This is a genomic window from Streptomyces pilosus (assembly GCF_014649835.1).
Lineage (GTDB): Bacteria > Actinomycetota > Actinomycetes > Streptomycetales > Streptomycetaceae > Streptomyces > Streptomyces pilosus.
In genome coordinates, this window is the sequence record NZ_BMTU01000002.1 from 446,857 (window position 1) to 464,360 (window position 17,504).

The window sequence follows — 17,504 nt, forward strand, 5'->3', positions numbered from 1 at the left end:
GGGGCGGCCAGGCCCTGGCGGCGCGAAGGGAGCGTGCGGGGCCCTGCCGCCCCATGGTGTGTGCGCGCCCGCCGGGGGGTACTCGTGCACGTCCTTCGGCCGGAGCGGCCGGTTCCGCGGCGGCGGGAGGAGCGTCGGGTGACGGGCTGGACGTGGGAGTACGAGGGCTACGACCCCGGCGGCGCGCGACTGCGGGAGTCGCTGTGCACGCTCGGCAACGGATACTTCGCCACCCGGGGAGCACTGGCGGAGTGCTCCGCCGACGACGTGCACTACCCGGGGACGTACGCGGCCGGCGTCTACAACCGACTCACCTCCCACGTCGCCGGACGGCAGGTCGACAACGAGGACATGGTCAACCTGCCCAACTGGCTCCCGCTCCGCTTCCGCCTGCCCGGCCGGCCGTGGCTCACCCCCGACACCGCGCCCGTGCTCGACCACGCGGTGATCATGCACCTGTCCTCCGGGCTGATGGAGCGCAGGACCCGCTACGGCCTCGGCGCGGGCCGGACGCTCCTCGTGCGCCAGCTCCGGTTCGTCCACATGGCCGACCCCCACCTCGCGGGACTGCGCACCGAATTCACCGCCGAGGGGTTCTCCGGCCCGCTCCAGGTGGAGGCGGCGCTCGACGGGGGTGTGACCAACACCGGGGTGCCGCGCTACGGGCAGCTGGACGGCCGTCACCTGACCGACGTGCTCACCGGGACGACCGCCGCGGACCGGGTCTGGCTGTCCTGCCGCACCCGCACCTCCAGTGTGCGGATCGCGCTCGCCGCCCGGTTCACCTCACCCGCGCCCGTCGCCGACCGGCACGACCGTCCGCGCGCCGTCCAGTCGACCCGGCTGGACCTGGCCGACGGGCACACCGTCACCGTCGACAAGGTCGTCGCCCTCCACACCTCGCGCGACCCGGCGATCAGCGACCCGCTGCACGCCGCCGTCGACCGGGTGAGCCGGGCGGGCGGCTTCGACGCGCTGCTGGCGCCGCACCTGACGGCGTGGGCGCAGCTGTGGCGCCGGGCCGAACTGGACGTACCCGGTGAGGCGGGCCGCATCCTGCGGCTGCACCTGTTCCACGTCCTGCAGACCCTCTCCCCGCACACCGCCGGCCTGGACGTCGGGGTCCCGGCGCGGGGACTGCACGGCGAGGCCTACCGGGGGCACGTCTTCTGGGACGAGCTGTTCGTCCTGCCCTACCTCGACCTGCACTTCCCCGAGGTTTCGCGCGCGCTGCTGCACTACCGGCACCGGCGTCTGGAACGTGCCCGCACCGCGGCCCACGACGCGGGGCTCCGGGGCGCGATGTTCCCGTGGCAGAGCGGCAGCGACGGCCGGGAGGAGACGCAGCAGCTGCACCTCAACCCCCGTTCGGGCCGCTGGCTGCCCGACCACTCCCATCTCCAGCACCACGTGGGCTCGGCCATCGCGTACAACGTGTGGCAGTACTGCGAGGCCAGTGGGGACGAGGAGTTCCTGCACACCAAGGGCGCCGAGACGCTGCTGCAGATCTCCCGCTTCTGGGCGGAGGCCGCGGTCTTCGACGAGGGGCTGGGCCGGTACCGCGTCAAGGGCGTGCTCGGCCCCGACGAGTACCACGACGCCTACCCGGACGCCTCCTCACCGGGCCTGGACGACAACGCCTACACCAACGTCACGGCCGCCTGGGTACTCACCCGCACCCTTCAGGTGCTGCACGAACTGCCCGAGCCGAGGCGCCGGGAGCTCGCCGAGCGGACCGGACTGGACGCGGGCGAGCTCGAGGAGTGGGAGGAGGTCTCCCGCCTGCTCCACGTCCCGTTCCACGACGGTGTCATCAGCCAGTTCGAGGGCTACGGCGAACTCGCCGAGCTGGACTGGCGGGGCTACCGGCGCCGGTACGGGGACATCCGGCGCCTGGACCGGATCCTGGAGGCCGAGGGCGACAGCGTCAACCGCTACCAGGCCTCCAAACAGGCGGACGTGCTGATGCTCGGCTACCTCTTCTCGCCCGCCGAACTCCAGGGCGTCTTCCACCGGCTGGGCCTGAGCCTGGACGAACGGACCTGGCGGCGCACGGTGGACCACTACCTGCACCGCACCAGCCACGGCTCCACCCTCAGCGGACTGGTGCACGGCTGGGTCCTGGCCCGGGCCCGCCGCGCGGACGCCTGGACGTTCTGCCAGGAGGCCCTCCAGGCGGACATCGCCGACATCCAGGGCGGCACCACCGGAGAGGGCATCCACCTCGGCGCCATGGCCGGCACGCTGGACCTGGTGCAGCGCGGGCTGACCGGTCTGGAGACCCGCGGCGGAGCGCTGTGGCTCGACCCGGTGCCCCTGCCGGAGCTGTCCTCCTACGGCTTCACCCTGCGCTATCACGGCCACTGGGGGGTGCGGCTGCGGCTGGAACACGGCCTGCTGGAGATCACCGTGCCCTCCTCAGGCCGCTCCCCGATCGAGGTGCACCTCCCGGACCGGCGTTCGGTCCGGGTCGAGCCGGGCGAGACCGCCCGGCTGCCCCTGCCCGGCTGAAGCACCGGGCGCCCGCCCGGTCACGGACCGGACGGGCGCCCGGCGGGAGTGGCGGAACCGAACCCCGGACGGCGTGCAGGGAAGGTGCGCCCTACGCGCCGCTCTCCCGCAGCATGTCCTCGCGCTCGACGATCTTCACCCGCGCACGGCCCTGCGGCTCACCCAGCGCCTTCTCCGCGGCGTCCAGGCGGTACCAGCCGTCCCAGGTGGTGAAACGGACGTCGCGCTCGGCGAGGAACGCGTCGACCGCCTCCGGCTCCGGCGACCCGGGCGTCAGCAGCCGCCCGCCCGCGTAGTCCTCCAGCAGGTTCGCCACGGTCTCGTTGGCGTCGCCCTTGGTGTGGCCGATGAGGCCCACCGGACCACGCCGGATCCAGCCGGTGACGTACGTGGACGGCAGGTGTTCGCCGGTCTCCTGGAGGACCCGGCCGCCCTGGTCCGGGACCGTGCCCGAGCCGAGGTCCCAGGGCAGCTTGGGGAGCTTGTCGGAGAGGTAGCCGACGGCCCGGTAGACCGCCTGGACGTCCCAGTCCTTGAACTCGCCGGTGCCCTTGACGTTGCCCGTGCCGTCGAGCTCGGTGCGCTCGGTGCGCAGGCCCACGACCTTCCCGTCCTCGCCGAGGATCTCCACCGGCGACTCGAAGAAGTGCAGGAACAGCTTGTGCGGACGGTCACCGGTGTCGCGGATCGCCCAGTTCTCCAGGGTCTTGGCGACCATGTCGGCCTGCTTGTTGCCGCGCCGCGTCGCGATCGAGCCGTCGTCGTAGTCGATGTCCTCGGGGTCGACGATCACCTCGATGTTGGGGGAGTGGTCCAGCTCCCGCAGCTCCATCGGGCTGAACTTCGCCTGCGCCGGGCCGCGGCGCCCGAACACGTGCACCTCCATGGCCTTGTTCTGCTTCAGGCCCTCGTACACGTTCGCCGGGATCTCCGTCGGCAGCAGCTCGTCGGCCGTCTTGGCGAGGACTCGGGCGACGTCGAGGGCCACGTTGCCGACGCCGAGCACGGCGACCTTCTCGGCCTCCAGCGGCCAGGTGCGCGGCACGTCGGGGTGGCCGTCGTACCAGGACACGAAGTCGGCCGCGCCGTAGGAGCCGTCGAGGTCGATGCCCGGGATCGGCAGCGCGCGGTCCGCGGTGGCACCCGTGGCGAAGATCACGCCGTCGTAGAACGTGCGCAGGTCGTCGAGGTGGAGGTCGGTGCCGTAGTCCACATTGCCGAACAGGCGGATCTGCGGCTTGTCGAGCACCTGGTGCAGGGCCGTGATGATGCCCTTGATCCGCGGGTGGTCGGGCGCGACGCCGTACCGGATCAGACCGAACGGCGCGGGCATCCGCTCGAAGATGTCGATGGACACACCCGGTTCGGCGGCCACGTCGGACTTGAGCAGGGCGTCGGCGGCGTAGATCCCGGCGGGGCCGGATCCGACGATGGCTACCCGCAGGGGGCGGGGCATGGTCAGGTTCCCTTCGAGCGATGACAAGCGTCTCGTGGGGAAGCCTAAATTAAGGCATGCCTAACCTGGTACGCGGGTCCGGTCTATGGGCTCATAATCGAACCTTATGACTTCTCCCAGGTTCGCCTTATGTGTCAGGGGAGGGGCTGCTCCGCCCAGATGACCTTCCCGGCCGGGAGGTAGCGGGTGCCCCAGCGCTCGGCGAGCTGGGCGACCAGGAACAGTCCCCGCCCGCCCTCGTCCGTCATGGTCGCGTGGCGCAGGTGGGGCGAGGTGCTGCTGCTGTCGTAGACCTCGCAGATCAGGTGGCGGTCGTGCAGCATGCGCACCTGGATCGGGGTACCGCCGTAGCGGAGCGCGTTGGTGACGAGCTCGCTCAGGATCAACTCCGTGGCGAACGTGAGCTCCTCCAGCCCCCACTCCGCCAGCTTCCGGGCGACCGCGGCCCGTACCTCGCCGACGGCCGCCGGATCCGACGGCACCGGCCACTCGGCGATCCGGTCGGCGGGCAGCGCCCGCGTCCGCGCCACGATCAGCGCGATGTCGTCCGCCGCCCGGGCCGGGCGCCGGGCCTCAAGGACGGTCCTGCAGGTGTCCTCGGGGGAGTCGCCGGCCCGGGACAGCGCCTCGCGCAGCTGCTCCAGGCCGACGTCGATGTCGTGCTCGCGGTCCTCGACCAGACCGTCGGTGTAGAGGACCAGCCGGCTGCCCTCGGGCAGTTCCAGGTCGGCCGAGTCGAACGGCAGACCGCCGAGCCCCAGCGGGGGACCGACGGGCACGTCGGCGAACTCCACGCTGCCGTCGGGCCGGACCAGGGCCGGCGGGGGATGGCCCGCGCGGGCGACGGTGCAGCGCCGCGAGACCGGGTCGTACACCGCGTACAGGCAGGTGGCCCCGGTCACCGGCGCGCTCTGCTCGTCCTGCGCCTCGTCCTGGTCGATGCGGCCCACCAGCTCGTCCAGCAGGCCGAGCAGCTCGTCCGGCGGCAGGTCGAGGGCGGAGAAGTTGTGCACGGCCGTCCGCAGCCGCCCCATCGTGGCCGCCGCGTGCAGGCCGTGCCCGACGACGTCGCCGACCACCAGCGCGACCCGCCCCCCGGACAGCGGCAGCACGTCGAACCAGTCGCCGCCCACCCCGGCCTGCGCCGGAAGGTAGCGGTAGGCGACCTCCAGGGCGCTCTGCTCGGGCAGGCTGCGCGGCAGCAGGCTCCGCTGGAGCGTCACCGCCATGTTGTGCTCACGCGTGTAGCGGCGGGCGTTGTCGATGGACACCGCCGCCCGGGCCACCAGCTCCTCCGCGAGCGCCAGCTCCTCGGTGTCGAACGGCTCCGGCTTCCGCGAACGCCAGAAGCTGACCACGCCCAGCACCAGCGCGCCGGCCCGCAGCGGCACCGTGATCAGCGAGTGGATGCCGTAGTCCACGACCTGTCCGGACCGCTCCACGTCCTGGGCCTGCCAGCCCGGCGCCTCGCTCAGCCGGGGTTCCAGGACCGGCCGGCCGGTGGCGAGGCTCCGGCCCTGCGGGGAGGACGCGACGAAGCGGATCTTCTCGTCCCTCGGGTACAGCGGAGCTTCCCCGGCGATCCCCGTCACGGCCGTGCGCCGCAGCGCGCCGGCCGCGTCCGGGTGGCCGCCGGCCAGCACCTGCTCGAACAGGTCCACCGTGACGAAGTCGGCGAACCGCGGCACGGCCAGCTCGGTCAGCTCCTCGGCGGTACGGGTGACGTCCAGGCTCGTCCCGATGCCCACCCCGGCCCGGTACAGCATGTCGAGCCGCTCGCGCGAGGCCTCGGCCCGGCCGGACAGGGCCCGCAGTTCGGTGGAGTCGCGGACGGTGGCGACACTGCCGGGCGGGCCGCCCGCACGGTCGGTGGGCCGCTGGTTGACCGCCAGCAGCCGGTCGCCCACCCGGTGCACCTCGTCCGTGGCGACCCGGCCCGAGGACAGCAGGTCCGCGGTGCCGGGGTCCAGGCCGACGTCGAGCACGTGCCGGCCCTCGGCGTCGTCGGGGAGGCTGAACAGCCGGTTCGCCTCGTCGTTGGCGAGCATCAGGGTGCCGTCGCCGTCGACGATGATCACCCCTTCGCGCACCGCGTGCAGCACCGCGTCGTGGTGTTCGTACATCCGTGTCATCTCGTGCGGGCCGAGGCCGTGGGTCTGGCGCAGCAGCCGTCTGCTGACCAGGGCCGCGCCCCCGACGGCCAGCGCGAGCGCGGCGAGCGCGGCGCCCATCACGAGCGGCAGCTGGTCCTCCGCGGCCCCGCCGACGTTCTCGGTCGTGATGCCCGCCGACACCAGACCGACCACCGTCCCGTCGGGGTCCTTGACCGGCACCACCGCCTGCACCAGCTCCCCGATCGTGCCCTCGACCTCCTCCACGACCGGTTCACCGGCGAGTGCCGGCTCGATGGTGCCGACGAACTTCTTGCCGATGCGGTCCTGCCTGGGGTGGGTGTAACGGATGCCGTCGGTGTTCATCACGACGACGAAGTCGACGTTCGCCAGCTCGCGGGCCGCCTCGGCGCGCGGCTGGAGCACGGCCGTGGGATCGGGGGACCGGAGCGCCTCGACGACGCCCGGCGCGCTGGCGAAGGTCTCCGCGACGGCGAGCGAACGGTTGCGGGCCTCCTGCGTGCTGTCCCGCTGCACCTGGAGCACGAGGGCGACCACGGCGGCCACGACGAGCAGCAGCACGATCACCAGGTGCAGGACGAACACCTGTCCGGCGACGCTGCGCCCGCTCAGTACCGACCGCAGCCCCGCCGCGGGACGCCACCGGGAGCGGCCGTCCCGCTGCTGCCGGCGCCGCGCCGACGCCGCGGCGCCGGGCCGCTGGGGCGACCGGGGCCGGGATCGACCCATGAGTCGGACCATGTGCCATGTCTACACTGCCGCGCCACGCGAGGCGAGGGGCACACCCCCCTGACCGGCGCGTCGCCGGCGCGGCGAAGCTGCGAGGGTCGCGCGCGGCCTTCCCCCCTCGGCCGCGCGCGACCCTCTCCCCCCGGCGCGCGACTCGTCCCCCGAAGGTCGCGCGCTCTCGGCCGGGCCGCCGTCGGCGGGGCGGCCCATGGTTTCAGTCGGCCAGTGACCGGGCCAGTTCCGTGGTCGCCCGGGCGATCTCGGTGTCCGGTTCGGTCAGCAGGCTGTTCAGGTCGCCGCGCCGGTCCCGCACCGCCTGACGGGCGGCGCGCTCCCACACCACCGGGTTCTCCCGGCGGCTGAGCAGCTTGGGATACAGGGCGGCGGTGCTCTCCCACTGCCGGGCGTCGGCGATCGCCTTGAGGAGCTGGATGATCCGGGCCCGGCAGGTGACGTGGGGCAGCTGGGCCAGCTCCCAGAGGAAGGGGACCGTGGCCGCGGTCGCCTGTTCCGTGACGAAGCCGTACTGGCAGATGCGTTTCCGCAAGTCCTCCAGGGCGGCCAGGGCCGTGGCGGAGTCCCCCCAGGCGATGCCGTTGAGCAGCAGGGGGATGGCGGCCGCCGATCCGGTGGAATCCTGCATGTCGGCCCACGGCACGCGGGAGACCGCGGTGAGAGGCGTGGTCCGTGCCACTCCGGTGGGGGACGTGTGGCGCACAGGGCGCTCGCTGCTCGGCTGCTGTGTCGAAGCGCTGCGCATGGCGTGGGGCCTTTCCGCGGCAGTTGTGTCAGAGGGGAGGGTGGGTCGACAACCTGGCCCACACCGTCTTGCCTGCCGGGGCCGTGGGGGACCAGCCCCAGGCCTCGGACAGGGCTTCGACGATGCGCAGCCCCCGGCCGTGCTCTTCGAGGGCGGCTCCGGGCGCCGGCACGGGCGGGTGGTCGTCGGGGTCGGTGACGGTGAGCAGTACGTGCGCCGGTTCCAGCCGGAAGCCCAGCCGTACGTCCGGCACACCCGCGCACCGCGGTGCCGCATGGGTCACGGCGTTGGCGGCGAGTTCGGTCATCACGAGCGTGGCGTCGTCGCAGCGGTGTCCCAGCGACCAGGCCCGGAGCGTGGCCCGGGTGAAGGAGCGCGCCCGGGCGAGCCCCTCCCCGCTGCACGGGATGCGCAGCCCCACCGGGTCGCACGCCGCGCGGGCCGTCTCCGGCGCCGGGCGGGACTCCTCGGGCCGCACCGCCGGGAGCGGTGCGTGGGGAAAGGGCGGGGCCGTGCCGGAGCCGCCCGCCCGTACCACCGCCAGGGCCGGCGGCCGGAGCAGGGGAAGCGCAGGTGATGACACGGCATCTCCTCGATGCGACGTCAGGACGGGGCGCCCACACGGGGGTTGACGCCGCGGCTATTATCCACGCTGACAGCGCTCGCGTGCAATTGCACGAGAAATTGCGCGACTTTTTTCGCCATGTGCGGAGGGGGCCGGGCGCGACGGGACGTGAACAGCAAGGAGGCAGCGGTGCCAGGAGCGCGCAACGGAGTCCGGGCCAGCCAGTTGGACGCCCGCTGGATCAAGAGCCGGCACAGCAACGCCGAGGGCAACTGCGTCGAGGTGGCCCCGCTGTCCGGCGGGGACGTCGCCCTGCGCAACTCCCGAGACCCCGACGGCCCCGCCCTCGTCTACACGGCCGCGGAGCTGGCGGCCTTCCTGGCCGGAGCCAAGGACGGCGAGTTCGACCACCTCGTCTGACCGTCCGGAAGGCGACTGTCCGGGCGCGGCCGTCCCGGGGGGCCGACGCCTGTGAACCGGTGCCCCTGAAGCGGAGGCGGCCCACCCACTTCCTTGGAGCCTCCTCCGCGTGGATGCGGTGAGGCACCGTCAGGTGCGATAGTGTGAATCGCCCTTGTGCCGGTCTGCTGGGAGTCAGGATGTCCGCCGCGTCGCCTCGAATCTCCCGCCTGGAACCCTATCTCGACAGGGCCGAGCCCGCGCCCACCCTGCTGAAGATGCTGGTCGGCGTGCAGCTGGCAGGCTTCCGCGAGGACGCCGGGCTGTCCCAGGACCAGGCGGCGCGCACCGTCGGCTTCAGCGGGGCGAAGCTGTCCCGCATCGAGTCGGGCAAGGGCCGCCGCCCGCCCACCGAGCACGACGTCCGGGCGCTGCTGACGCTGTACGGCACCGACGACTACGAAGCCTCGGTACTGCTCAAACTGCTCAAGCGGGCCGGAGAGCCGGGCTGGTGGCAGCGGTACGACAAGCGGCTGATGCCCGAGTGGTTCGACCGGCTGGTCGGTCTTCAGGAGGCCGCCGCAACCATCCGCACCTTCGAGATCCAGTACGTCCCCGGGCTGCTGCAAACCGCGGCCTACACCCGCGCCGTGGTCGAGCGGGGCCTGCCCAACGCTCCGGCAGCCGAGGTGCAGCGGCGGGTGGAGCTGCGCATGCGCCGCGCGGAACTGCTCCGGCGCGAGGCGGCACCGCAGCTCTGGGCCGTCATCGACGAGTCGGTCCTGTGGCGCGTGCTGGGCAGTCCCGCGGTCATGCGGGAGCAGCTCGAGCACCTGGTGACGATGGCCGAGCGGTCCAACGTGACGGTGCAGATCGTTCCGCTGGACGTGACCAACGCGTCGGCGCCGGCGATTCCGGTGACCTATCTGCGCTTCGGCGGACTCGACCTGCCCGACGTGGTCTACCTGGAGCACATCAGGAGCGCCAACTTCCTCGAGGACCGCGACGAGACCGAGGAGTACCGGATCGCGCTGGACCGCCTCGCCGACGAGGCCCTCCAGCCGCGCGACTCGGTGGAACTGCTGCGCCGGACGGCCAGGGAACGCTACTCCGCCACCTGAACGGCCGCGCCGCGGCACCGGCCGGGACGCCGGTGCCGTCGGGAGCGCTACAGCGGGATCCGGCCCACGCCGCCGAACTCGATCCACTCCTGCGTCAGCTGACGGGGCGCCACCTCGGTGTCCGGACGCCAGGTGGACACCTCCACCAGGCCCGGATCCAATATCTCCAGACCCTCGAAGTAGGTCTCGACGTCCTTCGGCTCGCGCACCCGGCCCCAGTGCCCCTGGGTCGCCCGGTCCATGAAATCGGTGACGAACGTGCGGACCTCCGGGTCCTCGCTCACCAGCTGGCACATCACCATGAAGCTGCCGGGGGCGAGGCGTTCGCGGACCCTGCGGGCCACGGCGAGCGGGCCGTCGGCGTCACTGTCCGGGATGCAGTGGAAGACCGAGTTGAACAGGACGCAGACCGGCTCCGAGAAGTCGATCAGACGCTGCGTCTCCGGGTGGCCGAATATCCCGTCGGTGTCACGCATGTCGGCCTGGATGACCACGGTGCGCTCGTCCTGCTCCAGCAGCGCCCGGCCGTGCACCAGCACCATCGGGTCGTTGTCGGTGTAGACCACGCGCGTGCTCGGATCGATGCGCTGGGCGACCTGGTGGACGTTGTCCTGGGTGGGCAGACCGGAACCGTGGTCCAGGTACTGGCGGATGCCGTACTCCTGGGTGAGGATGCGGACCACCCGCTGGAGGAAGCGCCGGTTGTTCAGGGCCAGACGGCGGGTGCTGGGCACCACCTTGTCCAGTTCCTCGACGGCCGCGCGGTCCGCGGCGTAGTTGTCCTTGCCGCCCAGGTAGTAGTCGTACATGCGCGCGGCCGTCGGCACCGTCGCGTCGATCTCGGTGGACAGCTGCTTACCGGTGTGCATCGTTCCCCCTGCGGAGTACCGCGCCAACTGGGCTGGCTGGACAGGGAGTCCATCCTAGGGAGCGCCGCACGGGCCGTGCCAGCCCGTCGGCGAAAGCGCTCGAAGGAATGGAGGGCACCGGCGTCCGTTACTACGGACGGTGCCTGTTGGGTAACGTGGCGTGAGGGTCCGGCGGGGTGAGGGAAGGGGTACCCGCGGGGGCAACGCCGTCATCCACGGGAGGCCGGATCTTGAGCAGCACGCCGGAGCGGATCGCCGACCCCTGGGGTCCACGCACCCCTTACGCGCCCGGCACCCCGTGGCCCGTCCGCACCGACACGCACCTGGCGAACGGGGTGGGGGAGGAGGACGTGCAGCGATGGGTGCGCTCCGCCTCGATCCTGCATTCCAACGGCGACGCGCTGGACATCGCGGTGCGCGACGGCCGCATCGTGGGCGTCCGCGGGCGCGCGAACGACCGTGTCAACCGCGGCCGCCTCGGCCCGAAGGACCTCTTCGGGTGGCAGGCCAACCACTCGCCCGACCGCCTCACCCGGCCCCTCGTCCGGGAGAACGGGCAGCTGGTGGAGTCCGACTGGCACACCGCCATGGACCGCGTCGTCTCCCGGACCAGAAGCCTGCTGGACGAACGCGGCCCCGGTGCCGTCGGCTTCTACACCTCCGGCCAGCTCTTCCTCGAGGAGTACTACACCCTCGCCGTCCTCGCCCACGCCGGCATCCGCACCAACCACCTCGACGGCAACACCCGGCTGTGCACGGCGACGGCCGCGGAGGCCCTCAAGGAGACCTTCGGCTCCGACGGCCAGCCCGGCTCCTACGAGGACGTCGACCACGCCGACGCCATCGCCCTGTTCGGACACAACGCGGCGGAGACCCAGACGGTGCTGTGGATGCGGATCCTGGACCGCCTGGAGGGCTCCGACCCGCCCCGGCTGCTCTGCGTCGACCCCCGGTACACGCCCGTGGCCCAGCGCGCCGACGTGCACCTGGCGCCCCGCCCCGGCACCAACGTCGCCCTGCTCAACGCCCTGCTGCACGAGATCATCCGCACCGGCCGCATCGACCGCGCCTTCATCGACGCGCACACCGTCGGCTTCGACGAGCTCGCCTCCCGCGTCGAGCCGTGCACCCCCCGATGGGCCGCCGGGATCTGCGACGTCCCCGCCGCGCAGATCGAACGGGCGGCGGAGCTGCTCGGCGGCGCGCGGCGGCTGCTGTCCACTGTCCTGCAGGGCGTCTACCAGTCCCACCAGGCCTCCGCCGCCGCCGTCCAGGTCAACAACCTCCACCTGATCCGGGGCATGCTGGGCCGCCCCGGCTGCGGGCTGCTCCAGATGAACGGCCAGCCCACCGCCCAGAACACCCGCGAATGCGGTGCCGACGGCGACCTGCCGGGCTTCCGCAACTGGCAGAACGACCGGCACGTGGCGGAGCTCGCCGAGATCTGGAACGTGGAGCCGGACGCCATCCCGCACCACGGCCCGCCCACCCACGCGATGCAGATGTTCCGCTATGCCGAGCAGGGCTCGCTCGGCATGCTGTGGATCAGCGGCACCAACCCGGCCGTCTCCCTGCCCGAGCTGGCCAGAATCCGCTCGATCCTCGCCCAGGAGCGGCTGTTCACGGTGGTGCAGGACCTGTTCCTGACCGAGACCGCCCAGCTCGCCGACGTCGTCCTGCCGGCCGCGACCTGGGGCGAGAAGACCGGCACCTTCACCAACACCGACCGCACCGTGCACCTGTCGGAGAAGGCCGTCGAACCGCCCGGCGAGGCCCGGCCCGACCTCGACATCTTCCTCGACTTCGCCGCCCGCATGGACTTCCGTGACAAGGACGGCGGCCCGCTGATCGGCTGGCGCGACGCCGAGGGCGCGTTCGCCGCCTGGCAGCGGTGCAGCGCCGGACGCCCCTGCGACTACACCGGCCTGAGCTACGACAGGCTGCGTCACGGCAGCGGCATCCAGTGGCCCTGTACCGAGGACGCCCCCGACGGCACGGCCCGCCTCTACACCGACGGCTTCACCCACGCCCACCCCGACCGGTGCGAGAGCTACGGCAAGGACATGGTGACCGGCGCGACCGTCACCCCGGTCGAATACCGCTCCCTCAACCCGGACGGGAAGGCCGTGATCAAGGCCGCCGCATACCTGCCGCCCCACGAGGACAGCTCACCCGAGTACCCCCTCCAGCTGATCACCGGCCGCACCGTGTACCACTTCCACACCCGCACCAAGACCGGCCGTGCGCCCGAGCTCGATGCCGCCGCCCCCGACGTGTGGGCGGAGATCTCACCGGCCGAGGCCGCCGCGCAGGGACTCGCCGCCGGTGACCTGGTCCAGGTCACCACCCCGCGCGGGGCGATCCGGGCCCGACTGCGTACCACCGCGATCCGCGACGGCGTGGTGTTCGTGCCGTTCCACTACGGCTACTGGGACACACCGCGGGGCCACCGGCCGCCCGACGACCGCCCCGGCCGCGCCGCCAACGAGACGACCGTCACCGACTGGGACCCCCTCTCCAAACAACCCCTGTTCAAGACCTCCGCGGCCCGCATGACGCTGGTCTCCCGCCGCGGCACGGCGACGGACGGCACCGATCGCACGGGGAGCACGGCATGAGCGGCATCGACACCGTCCTGCGCACCCTGCACGACGACGAGCGCGACCTGGAGCAGGATCTGCTGGCCGCCGCGGAGCGCCACCGCGCCGAGCACGAGTTCCACCACGTCGCGACCGATGTCGCCCGCTGGTCCAGGGAACACGCCACCCGGCTCGCCGCCCTCGGCCGCGACCTGTCCGGACCCCGTGAGCACCCCTCTCCCGGCGCGCTCGCCGCCCTGCGGGAGAAGGCCTCGCAGGCCCTCGGGCGCCGCCCGGAGACCGGCCTGCTCCTCCTGCACGATCTGCGGGACCTGCACCTGGCCGCGGTCCGCAACTCCCTGCACTGGGAGATGCTCGCCCAGGCGGCGCAGGCCACCCGGGAGCGGAACCTGCTGGAGCTGGTCTCCGCCTGCCACCCGCAGACCCTGCGCCAGATGCGCTGGACCAACACGATGATCAAGGTGCTCTCGCCGCAGCTCCTCGTGAGCGCGTGAACGGGTGAGCAAGCGGCGGCGTCCGGTTCCGCGCTGACGTCTGCGCGAGCGCTCGTGCCCCGCTATCGTCGGTTTCGTCCCCACGGGGCGTCCGCCGCCGGCGCGGCAGCGGACGGCCCATCCGCTGTCCCGGGAGGCAGGCACCCATGGACGACTACTACGACCTCGGATCCTACGGCCGCCCCGTGACGACGTCCTCCGCCGCAGCCCAACTCTGGTTCGACCGCGGGCTGATGTGGACCTACGCCTTCAACCACGAGGAGGCGGTCGCCTGTTTCGAGAAGGCCGCCGAAGCCGACCCGGACTGCGCCATGGCCCACTGGGGCATCGCCTACGCCCTCGGACCCAACTACAACAAGCCCTGGGAGGCGTTCGACGGCGAGGAACTCACCCGCACCGTCGAACGCACGCACCGGGCGGTGGAGCGTGCCCACGAGAGGTCCGCGCGCGCCACCCCGGTCGAACGGGCACTCGTCGAAGCCCTGCGGGCCCGCTACCCCCAGGCGCGGGCCACCGGGGACTGCTCGGTGTGGAACGAGCCGTACGCGGACCGGATGCTCGCCGTGTACGAGAGCGCCCCGGGCGACCTCGACGTGGCCGTCCTCTGCGCCGACGCCCTGATGAACCTCACTCCCTGGCAGCTGTGGGACCTCAGGACCGGGCGCCCCGCCGACGGCGCCCGCACCCTGGAGGCCAAGGCGGTCCTCGACGGCGCGCTCTCCACCGACGCCGGCTCCCGGCACCCGGGGGTCCTGCACCTGTACGTCCACCTGATGGAGATGTCACCGACCCCGGAGGCGGCTCTGACCGTCGCCGACCGGCTGCGCGGAGCCGTACCCGACGCGGGGCACCTGCACCACATGCCCTCGCACCTGGAAGTGCTGTGCGGCGACTACCGCAGGGTCGTCTCGGACAACACCCGCGCCATCGCGGCCGACGAGAAGTACCTCCGGCGGGCCGGCGCCATGAACTTCTACACGCTCTACCGCGCCCACAACCACCACTTCAGGATCTACGGCGCCATGTTCGCCGGTCAGTCGCGAGTGGCCCTGGACGCCGCGGCCGGGCTCGAGGAGGCCGTTCCGGAGAAGCTGCTCCGGGTGCAGAGCCCGCCCATGGCCGACTGGCTCGAGGGGTTCCTGGCGATGCGCTTCCACGTCCTGATCCGCTTCGGCCGCTGGGAGGACATCCTGGCGCTGCCGTTCCCCGAGGACGGGGACCTGTACTGCGTGACCACCGCCATGCTGCACTACGCCCGGGGTGTGGCCCTCTCGGCGACCGGCGCCACCGAGCAGGCCGAGGCGGAACGCGAGCACTTCCGCGCCGCCGTCGGCCGGGTCCCCGGCACCCGGATGCTCTTCAACAACACCTGCCACGACATCCTGGCCATCGCGTCGGCGATGCTGGACGGCGAACTCGCTTACCGCAAGGGCGAGTACGACACCGCCTTCGCCGCGCTGGAGCGGTCCGTGGAACTCGACGACAACCTGCCCTACGACGAGCCCTGGGGCTGGATGCAGCCCACCCGGCACGCCTACGGGGCGTTGCTGCTGGAGCAGGGCCGCGTCGCCGAGGCCGAGGCCGTCTACCGGGCGGACCTGGGGCTGGACGCCACTCTGCCGCGGCCGCTGCAACACCCGAACAACGTCTGGGCGCTGCACGGCTTCCACGAGTGCCTGCTGCGCACGGGCAAGGACGGCGAGGCCCGGATCATCGCCCGGCAGCTCACGCAGGCGGCCGCACTGGCGGACGTCCCGATCGAGGCGTCCTGCTTCTGCCGGACGCGGACCCGGGGGCCGGCGGCCCACGGGGAGGACCACCCCTGCCACTGAGCGGCCCGGCCGGCCACGAGGGCCGGCCGGACCGAGGCACTCCGTCCCGGGCGGTCAGCCGGTCCGGGTCGCACCGGTACGTCGCGGGCCCTTCAGCGGGACGCCACGACGGCCTGGAACGACTGCATGCAGGAGAAGCAGTGCCGGTCCGTCGTGTCACGCCGGGGCGACTCCTCCTCCTTGTCCACTCCGCACAGGGTCGATGTCTTGTCCGGGGTGAGGACATGCCACACCGGCTCCCCCGAAGTGTCTGCACCGCACCACATCTCGTGCATTCCCAGCTCCCTCCGGGTAGGCATGGAGGCCGCTGCCCATACGAGCACGGGACGCCCGCGCACCGCTCGTCCGGCGGGCCAGTCGGGTGACATGCGGGGCCGGGATGCATACCGGAGGCCGCCGCCGGATGCTGGAAGGATGAAGAAGGCGCCGATCGTGGTGCACCCGCCGCTCGGTTCGGGCGGACGCCGGGTGACGGTACGCGGTGAGATCGTCGGCCTGGCGGGCTCCGACCGCGACGTGGTGGAGTTCCTGAGGCGCGCGGGACTGCCGGACGGCGAACGGCTGCTGGACGATCCCGCCTGGGTCAGGTGGGCGGGCGGCCGGGCCCACGTCTACGACGCGGCCTGACGAGACGCACGCGCGTCACCACCGGCATTCCCGCGCGCACCCTGGTGTTCCCCCGCGCGGCGGTCGCCCGCGCCTGCACGCACGGCGGTCACCGTCGGCGCCGACTCCGACGGTGACCGCACCCGTCCGGGTACCCCCGCTTCTCCCCGCCACGCCCTGACGCGGCCGCCGCCCGCGCACGGACGGCCCGCGCACGGACGGCCCGCGCACCGACGGTCCTCACACGTGTGGTCCTCGCACGTGTGGTCCTCGCACGTGTGGTCCTCGCACGTGTGGTCCTCGCGCGTGCGGCCTCCGCACGGACGGTACGGCGCACGAGACCGGTGAGATTGCCGGTCCGCACCGGCCGCCTCCTCTCCGACAGTGGCACCGCCAGTCCATCGGCGCCGCCCCCGGCCGGGGCACGGTCCCCAGCCACGCCACAGTCCCGCACCCCGGCCGGCCGGGCGGTTCGCCGCGACAGAGAGGACCACTCGTCGTGCAGCAGCACCCCCACACCCGCAGGCGCACGTCCGGCCGCTTCGCCGGACTGACCGCGGCCCTCGCCGCCGTCGTCGCTCTGAGCACCCTCGGCGGCCCCGGCGCCCACGCGGCGGACAACCCCTACGAGCGCGGCCCGGCTCCGACCGAATCGAGCATCGAGGCGCTGCGCGGCCCCTACGCCGTGTCGGACGTCTCGGTCTCCTCGCTCTCCGTCTCCGGCTTCGGCGGGGGCACGATCTACTACCCGACCAGCACCGCCGACGGCACCTTCGGCGCGATCGCCGTCTCGCCCGGCTTCACCGCCTACCAGTCCTCCATCTCCTGGCTGGGCCCGCGCCTGGCCTCCCAGGGGTTCGTGGTCTTCACCATCGACACCAACACCACTCTCGACCAGCCCGCCTCCCGCGGCGACCAGCTGCTCGCCGCGCTGGACTACCTCACCCAGCGCAGCTCGGTGCGCGGCCGGATCGACAGCAGCCGCCTCGGCGTCATGGGCCACTCGATGGGCGGCGGCGGCAGCCTCGAAGCCGCCAAGGACCGGCCCTCGCTCCAGGCCGCCATCCCGCTGACGCCCTGGAACCTCGACAAGACCTGGCCCGAGGTGCGCACCCCCACCCTGATCTTCGGCGCCGACGGCGACACGGTCGCCCCGGTCTCCTCCCACGCCGAACCCCTCTACACCGGCCTGCCGTCCTCGCTGGACCGGGCCTACCTCGAACTGAACGGCGCCACCCACTTCACGCCCAACTCGTCGAACACGACGATCGCGAAGTACAGCATTTCCTGGCTGAAGCGGTTCATCGACAACGACACCCGCTACGAGCAGTTCCTGTGCCCGCTGCCGCGGCCCAGCCTGACGGTCGAGGAGTCCCGGGGCAACTGCCCGCACACCTCCTGAGGTTCCGGACACCCGGTGGCGGCCCGCG

14 protein-coding genes are annotated in these 17,504 nt (G+C 72.6%); 8 read left to right on the forward strand and 6 right to left on the reverse strand.

The window, feature by feature from the left end:
- The first annotated feature begins 138 nt into the window (after positions 1 to 138).
- Positions 139 to 2,511 carry a glycoside hydrolase family 65 protein gene (locus IE118_RS07000; protein ID WP_189556478.1) on the forward strand — a complete coding sequence of 791 codons (2,373 nt, stop codon included), beginning with the start codon at positions 139 to 141 and terminating at the stop codon, positions 2,509 to 2,511.
- A gap of 91 nt (positions 2,512 to 2,602) precedes the next feature.
- Here IE118_RS07000 and IE118_RS07005 read toward each other — a convergent pair whose 3' ends face one another.
- The 4 genes from IE118_RS07005 to IE118_RS07020 all read right to left on the reverse strand — a co-directional run bounded on the left by IE118_RS07005 (position 2,603) and on the right by IE118_RS07020 (position 8,171).
- Positions 2,603 to 3,967, reverse strand: coding sequence for an FAD-dependent oxidoreductase (locus IE118_RS07005; protein ID WP_189556480.1), 1,365 nt, complete (start codon positions 3,965 to 3,967; stop codon positions 2,603 to 2,605).
- A 134-nt stretch (positions 3,968 to 4,101) separates the two neighbouring features.
- Complete coding sequence (locus tag IE118_RS07010; protein ID WP_373303161.1) at positions 4,102 to 6,828, reverse strand: SpoIIE family protein phosphatase; 2,727 nt, start codon at positions 6,826 to 6,828, stop codon at positions 4,102 to 4,104.
- A 214-nt stretch (positions 6,829 to 7,042) separates the two neighbouring features.
- Complete coding sequence (locus tag IE118_RS07015) at positions 7,043 to 7,588, reverse strand: hypothetical protein (protein WP_189556484.1); 546 nt, start codon at positions 7,586 to 7,588, stop codon at positions 7,043 to 7,045.
- Positions 7,589 to 7,616: 28 nt separating this feature from the next.
- Positions 7,617 to 8,171 (reverse strand): ATP-binding protein, encoded by a 555-nt coding sequence (locus IE118_RS07020; protein ID WP_229846693.1) that lies wholly within the window; start codon positions 8,169 to 8,171, stop codon positions 7,617 to 7,619.
- 171 nt (positions 8,172 to 8,342) lie between these two features.
- Here IE118_RS07020 and IE118_RS07025 point away from each other — a divergent pair, with 171 nt between their 5' ends.
- The gene (locus IE118_RS07025; protein WP_189556486.1) at positions 8,343 to 8,573 is read left to right on the forward strand and encodes a DUF397 domain-containing protein; all 231 of its coding nucleotides are present in this window, start codon (positions 8,343 to 8,345) and stop codon (positions 8,571 to 8,573) included.
- Positions 8,574 to 8,752: 179 nt separating this feature from the next.
- Complete coding sequence (locus IE118_RS07030) at positions 8,753 to 9,673, forward strand: helix-turn-helix domain-containing protein (protein WP_189556488.1); 921 nt, start codon at positions 8,753 to 8,755, stop codon at positions 9,671 to 9,673.
- Between the two features lie 47 nt (positions 9,674 to 9,720).
- On the opposite strand, the gene IE118_RS07035 is transcribed toward IE118_RS07030, so the two are convergent.
- Complete coding sequence (locus IE118_RS07035; RefSeq protein WP_189556490.1) at positions 9,721 to 10,542, reverse strand: SAM-dependent methyltransferase; 822 nt, start codon at positions 10,540 to 10,542, stop codon at positions 9,721 to 9,723.
- A gap of 230 nt (positions 10,543 to 10,772) precedes the next feature.
- Here IE118_RS07035 and IE118_RS07040 point away from each other — a divergent pair, with 230 nt between their 5' ends.
- From IE118_RS07040 to IE118_RS07050, 3 genes are all read left to right on the forward strand, one after another.
- Positions 10,773 to 13,160, forward strand: coding sequence for a molybdopterin oxidoreductase family protein (locus IE118_RS07040; RefSeq protein ID WP_189556492.1), 2,388 nt, complete (start codon positions 10,773 to 10,775; stop codon positions 13,158 to 13,160).
- Positions 13,157 to 13,636 (forward strand): hypothetical protein, encoded by a 480-nt coding sequence (locus IE118_RS07045; RefSeq protein WP_189556494.1) that lies wholly within the window; start codon positions 13,157 to 13,159, stop codon positions 13,634 to 13,636. Before IE118_RS07040 ends, IE118_RS07045 begins: the two co-directional genes overlap by 4 nt.
- A 146-nt stretch (positions 13,637 to 13,782) precedes the next feature.
- The gene (locus IE118_RS07050; protein WP_189556496.1) at positions 13,783 to 15,468 is read left to right on the forward strand and encodes a tetratricopeptide repeat protein; all 1,686 of its coding nucleotides are present in this window, start codon (positions 13,783 to 13,785) and stop codon (positions 15,466 to 15,468) included.
- A gap of 92 nt (positions 15,469 to 15,560) precedes the next feature.
- Here IE118_RS07050 and IE118_RS07055 read toward each other — a convergent pair whose 3' ends face one another.
- Positions 15,561 to 15,743 carry a hypothetical protein gene (locus IE118_RS07055; protein ID WP_229846694.1) on the reverse strand — a complete coding sequence of 61 codons (183 nt, stop codon included), beginning with the start codon at positions 15,741 to 15,743 and terminating at the stop codon, positions 15,561 to 15,563.
- A 139-nt stretch (positions 15,744 to 15,882) separates the two neighbouring features.
- On the opposite strand from IE118_RS07055, the gene IE118_RS07060 reads away from it, so the two are divergent.
- Positions 15,883 to 16,095 carry a hypothetical protein gene (locus tag IE118_RS07060; protein ID WP_189556500.1) on the forward strand — a complete coding sequence of 71 codons (213 nt, stop codon included), beginning with the start codon at positions 15,883 to 15,885 and terminating at the stop codon, positions 16,093 to 16,095.
- 478 nt (positions 16,096 to 16,573) lie between these two features.
- Positions 16,574 to 17,476: a bis(hydroxyethyl) terephthalate hydrolase gene (bdeA, locus tag IE118_RS07065; protein ID WP_189556502.1), complete on the forward strand. Its 903-nt coding sequence runs from the start codon at positions 16,574 to 16,576 to the stop codon at positions 17,474 to 17,476.
- Positions 17,477 to 17,504 lie beyond the last annotated feature (28 nt).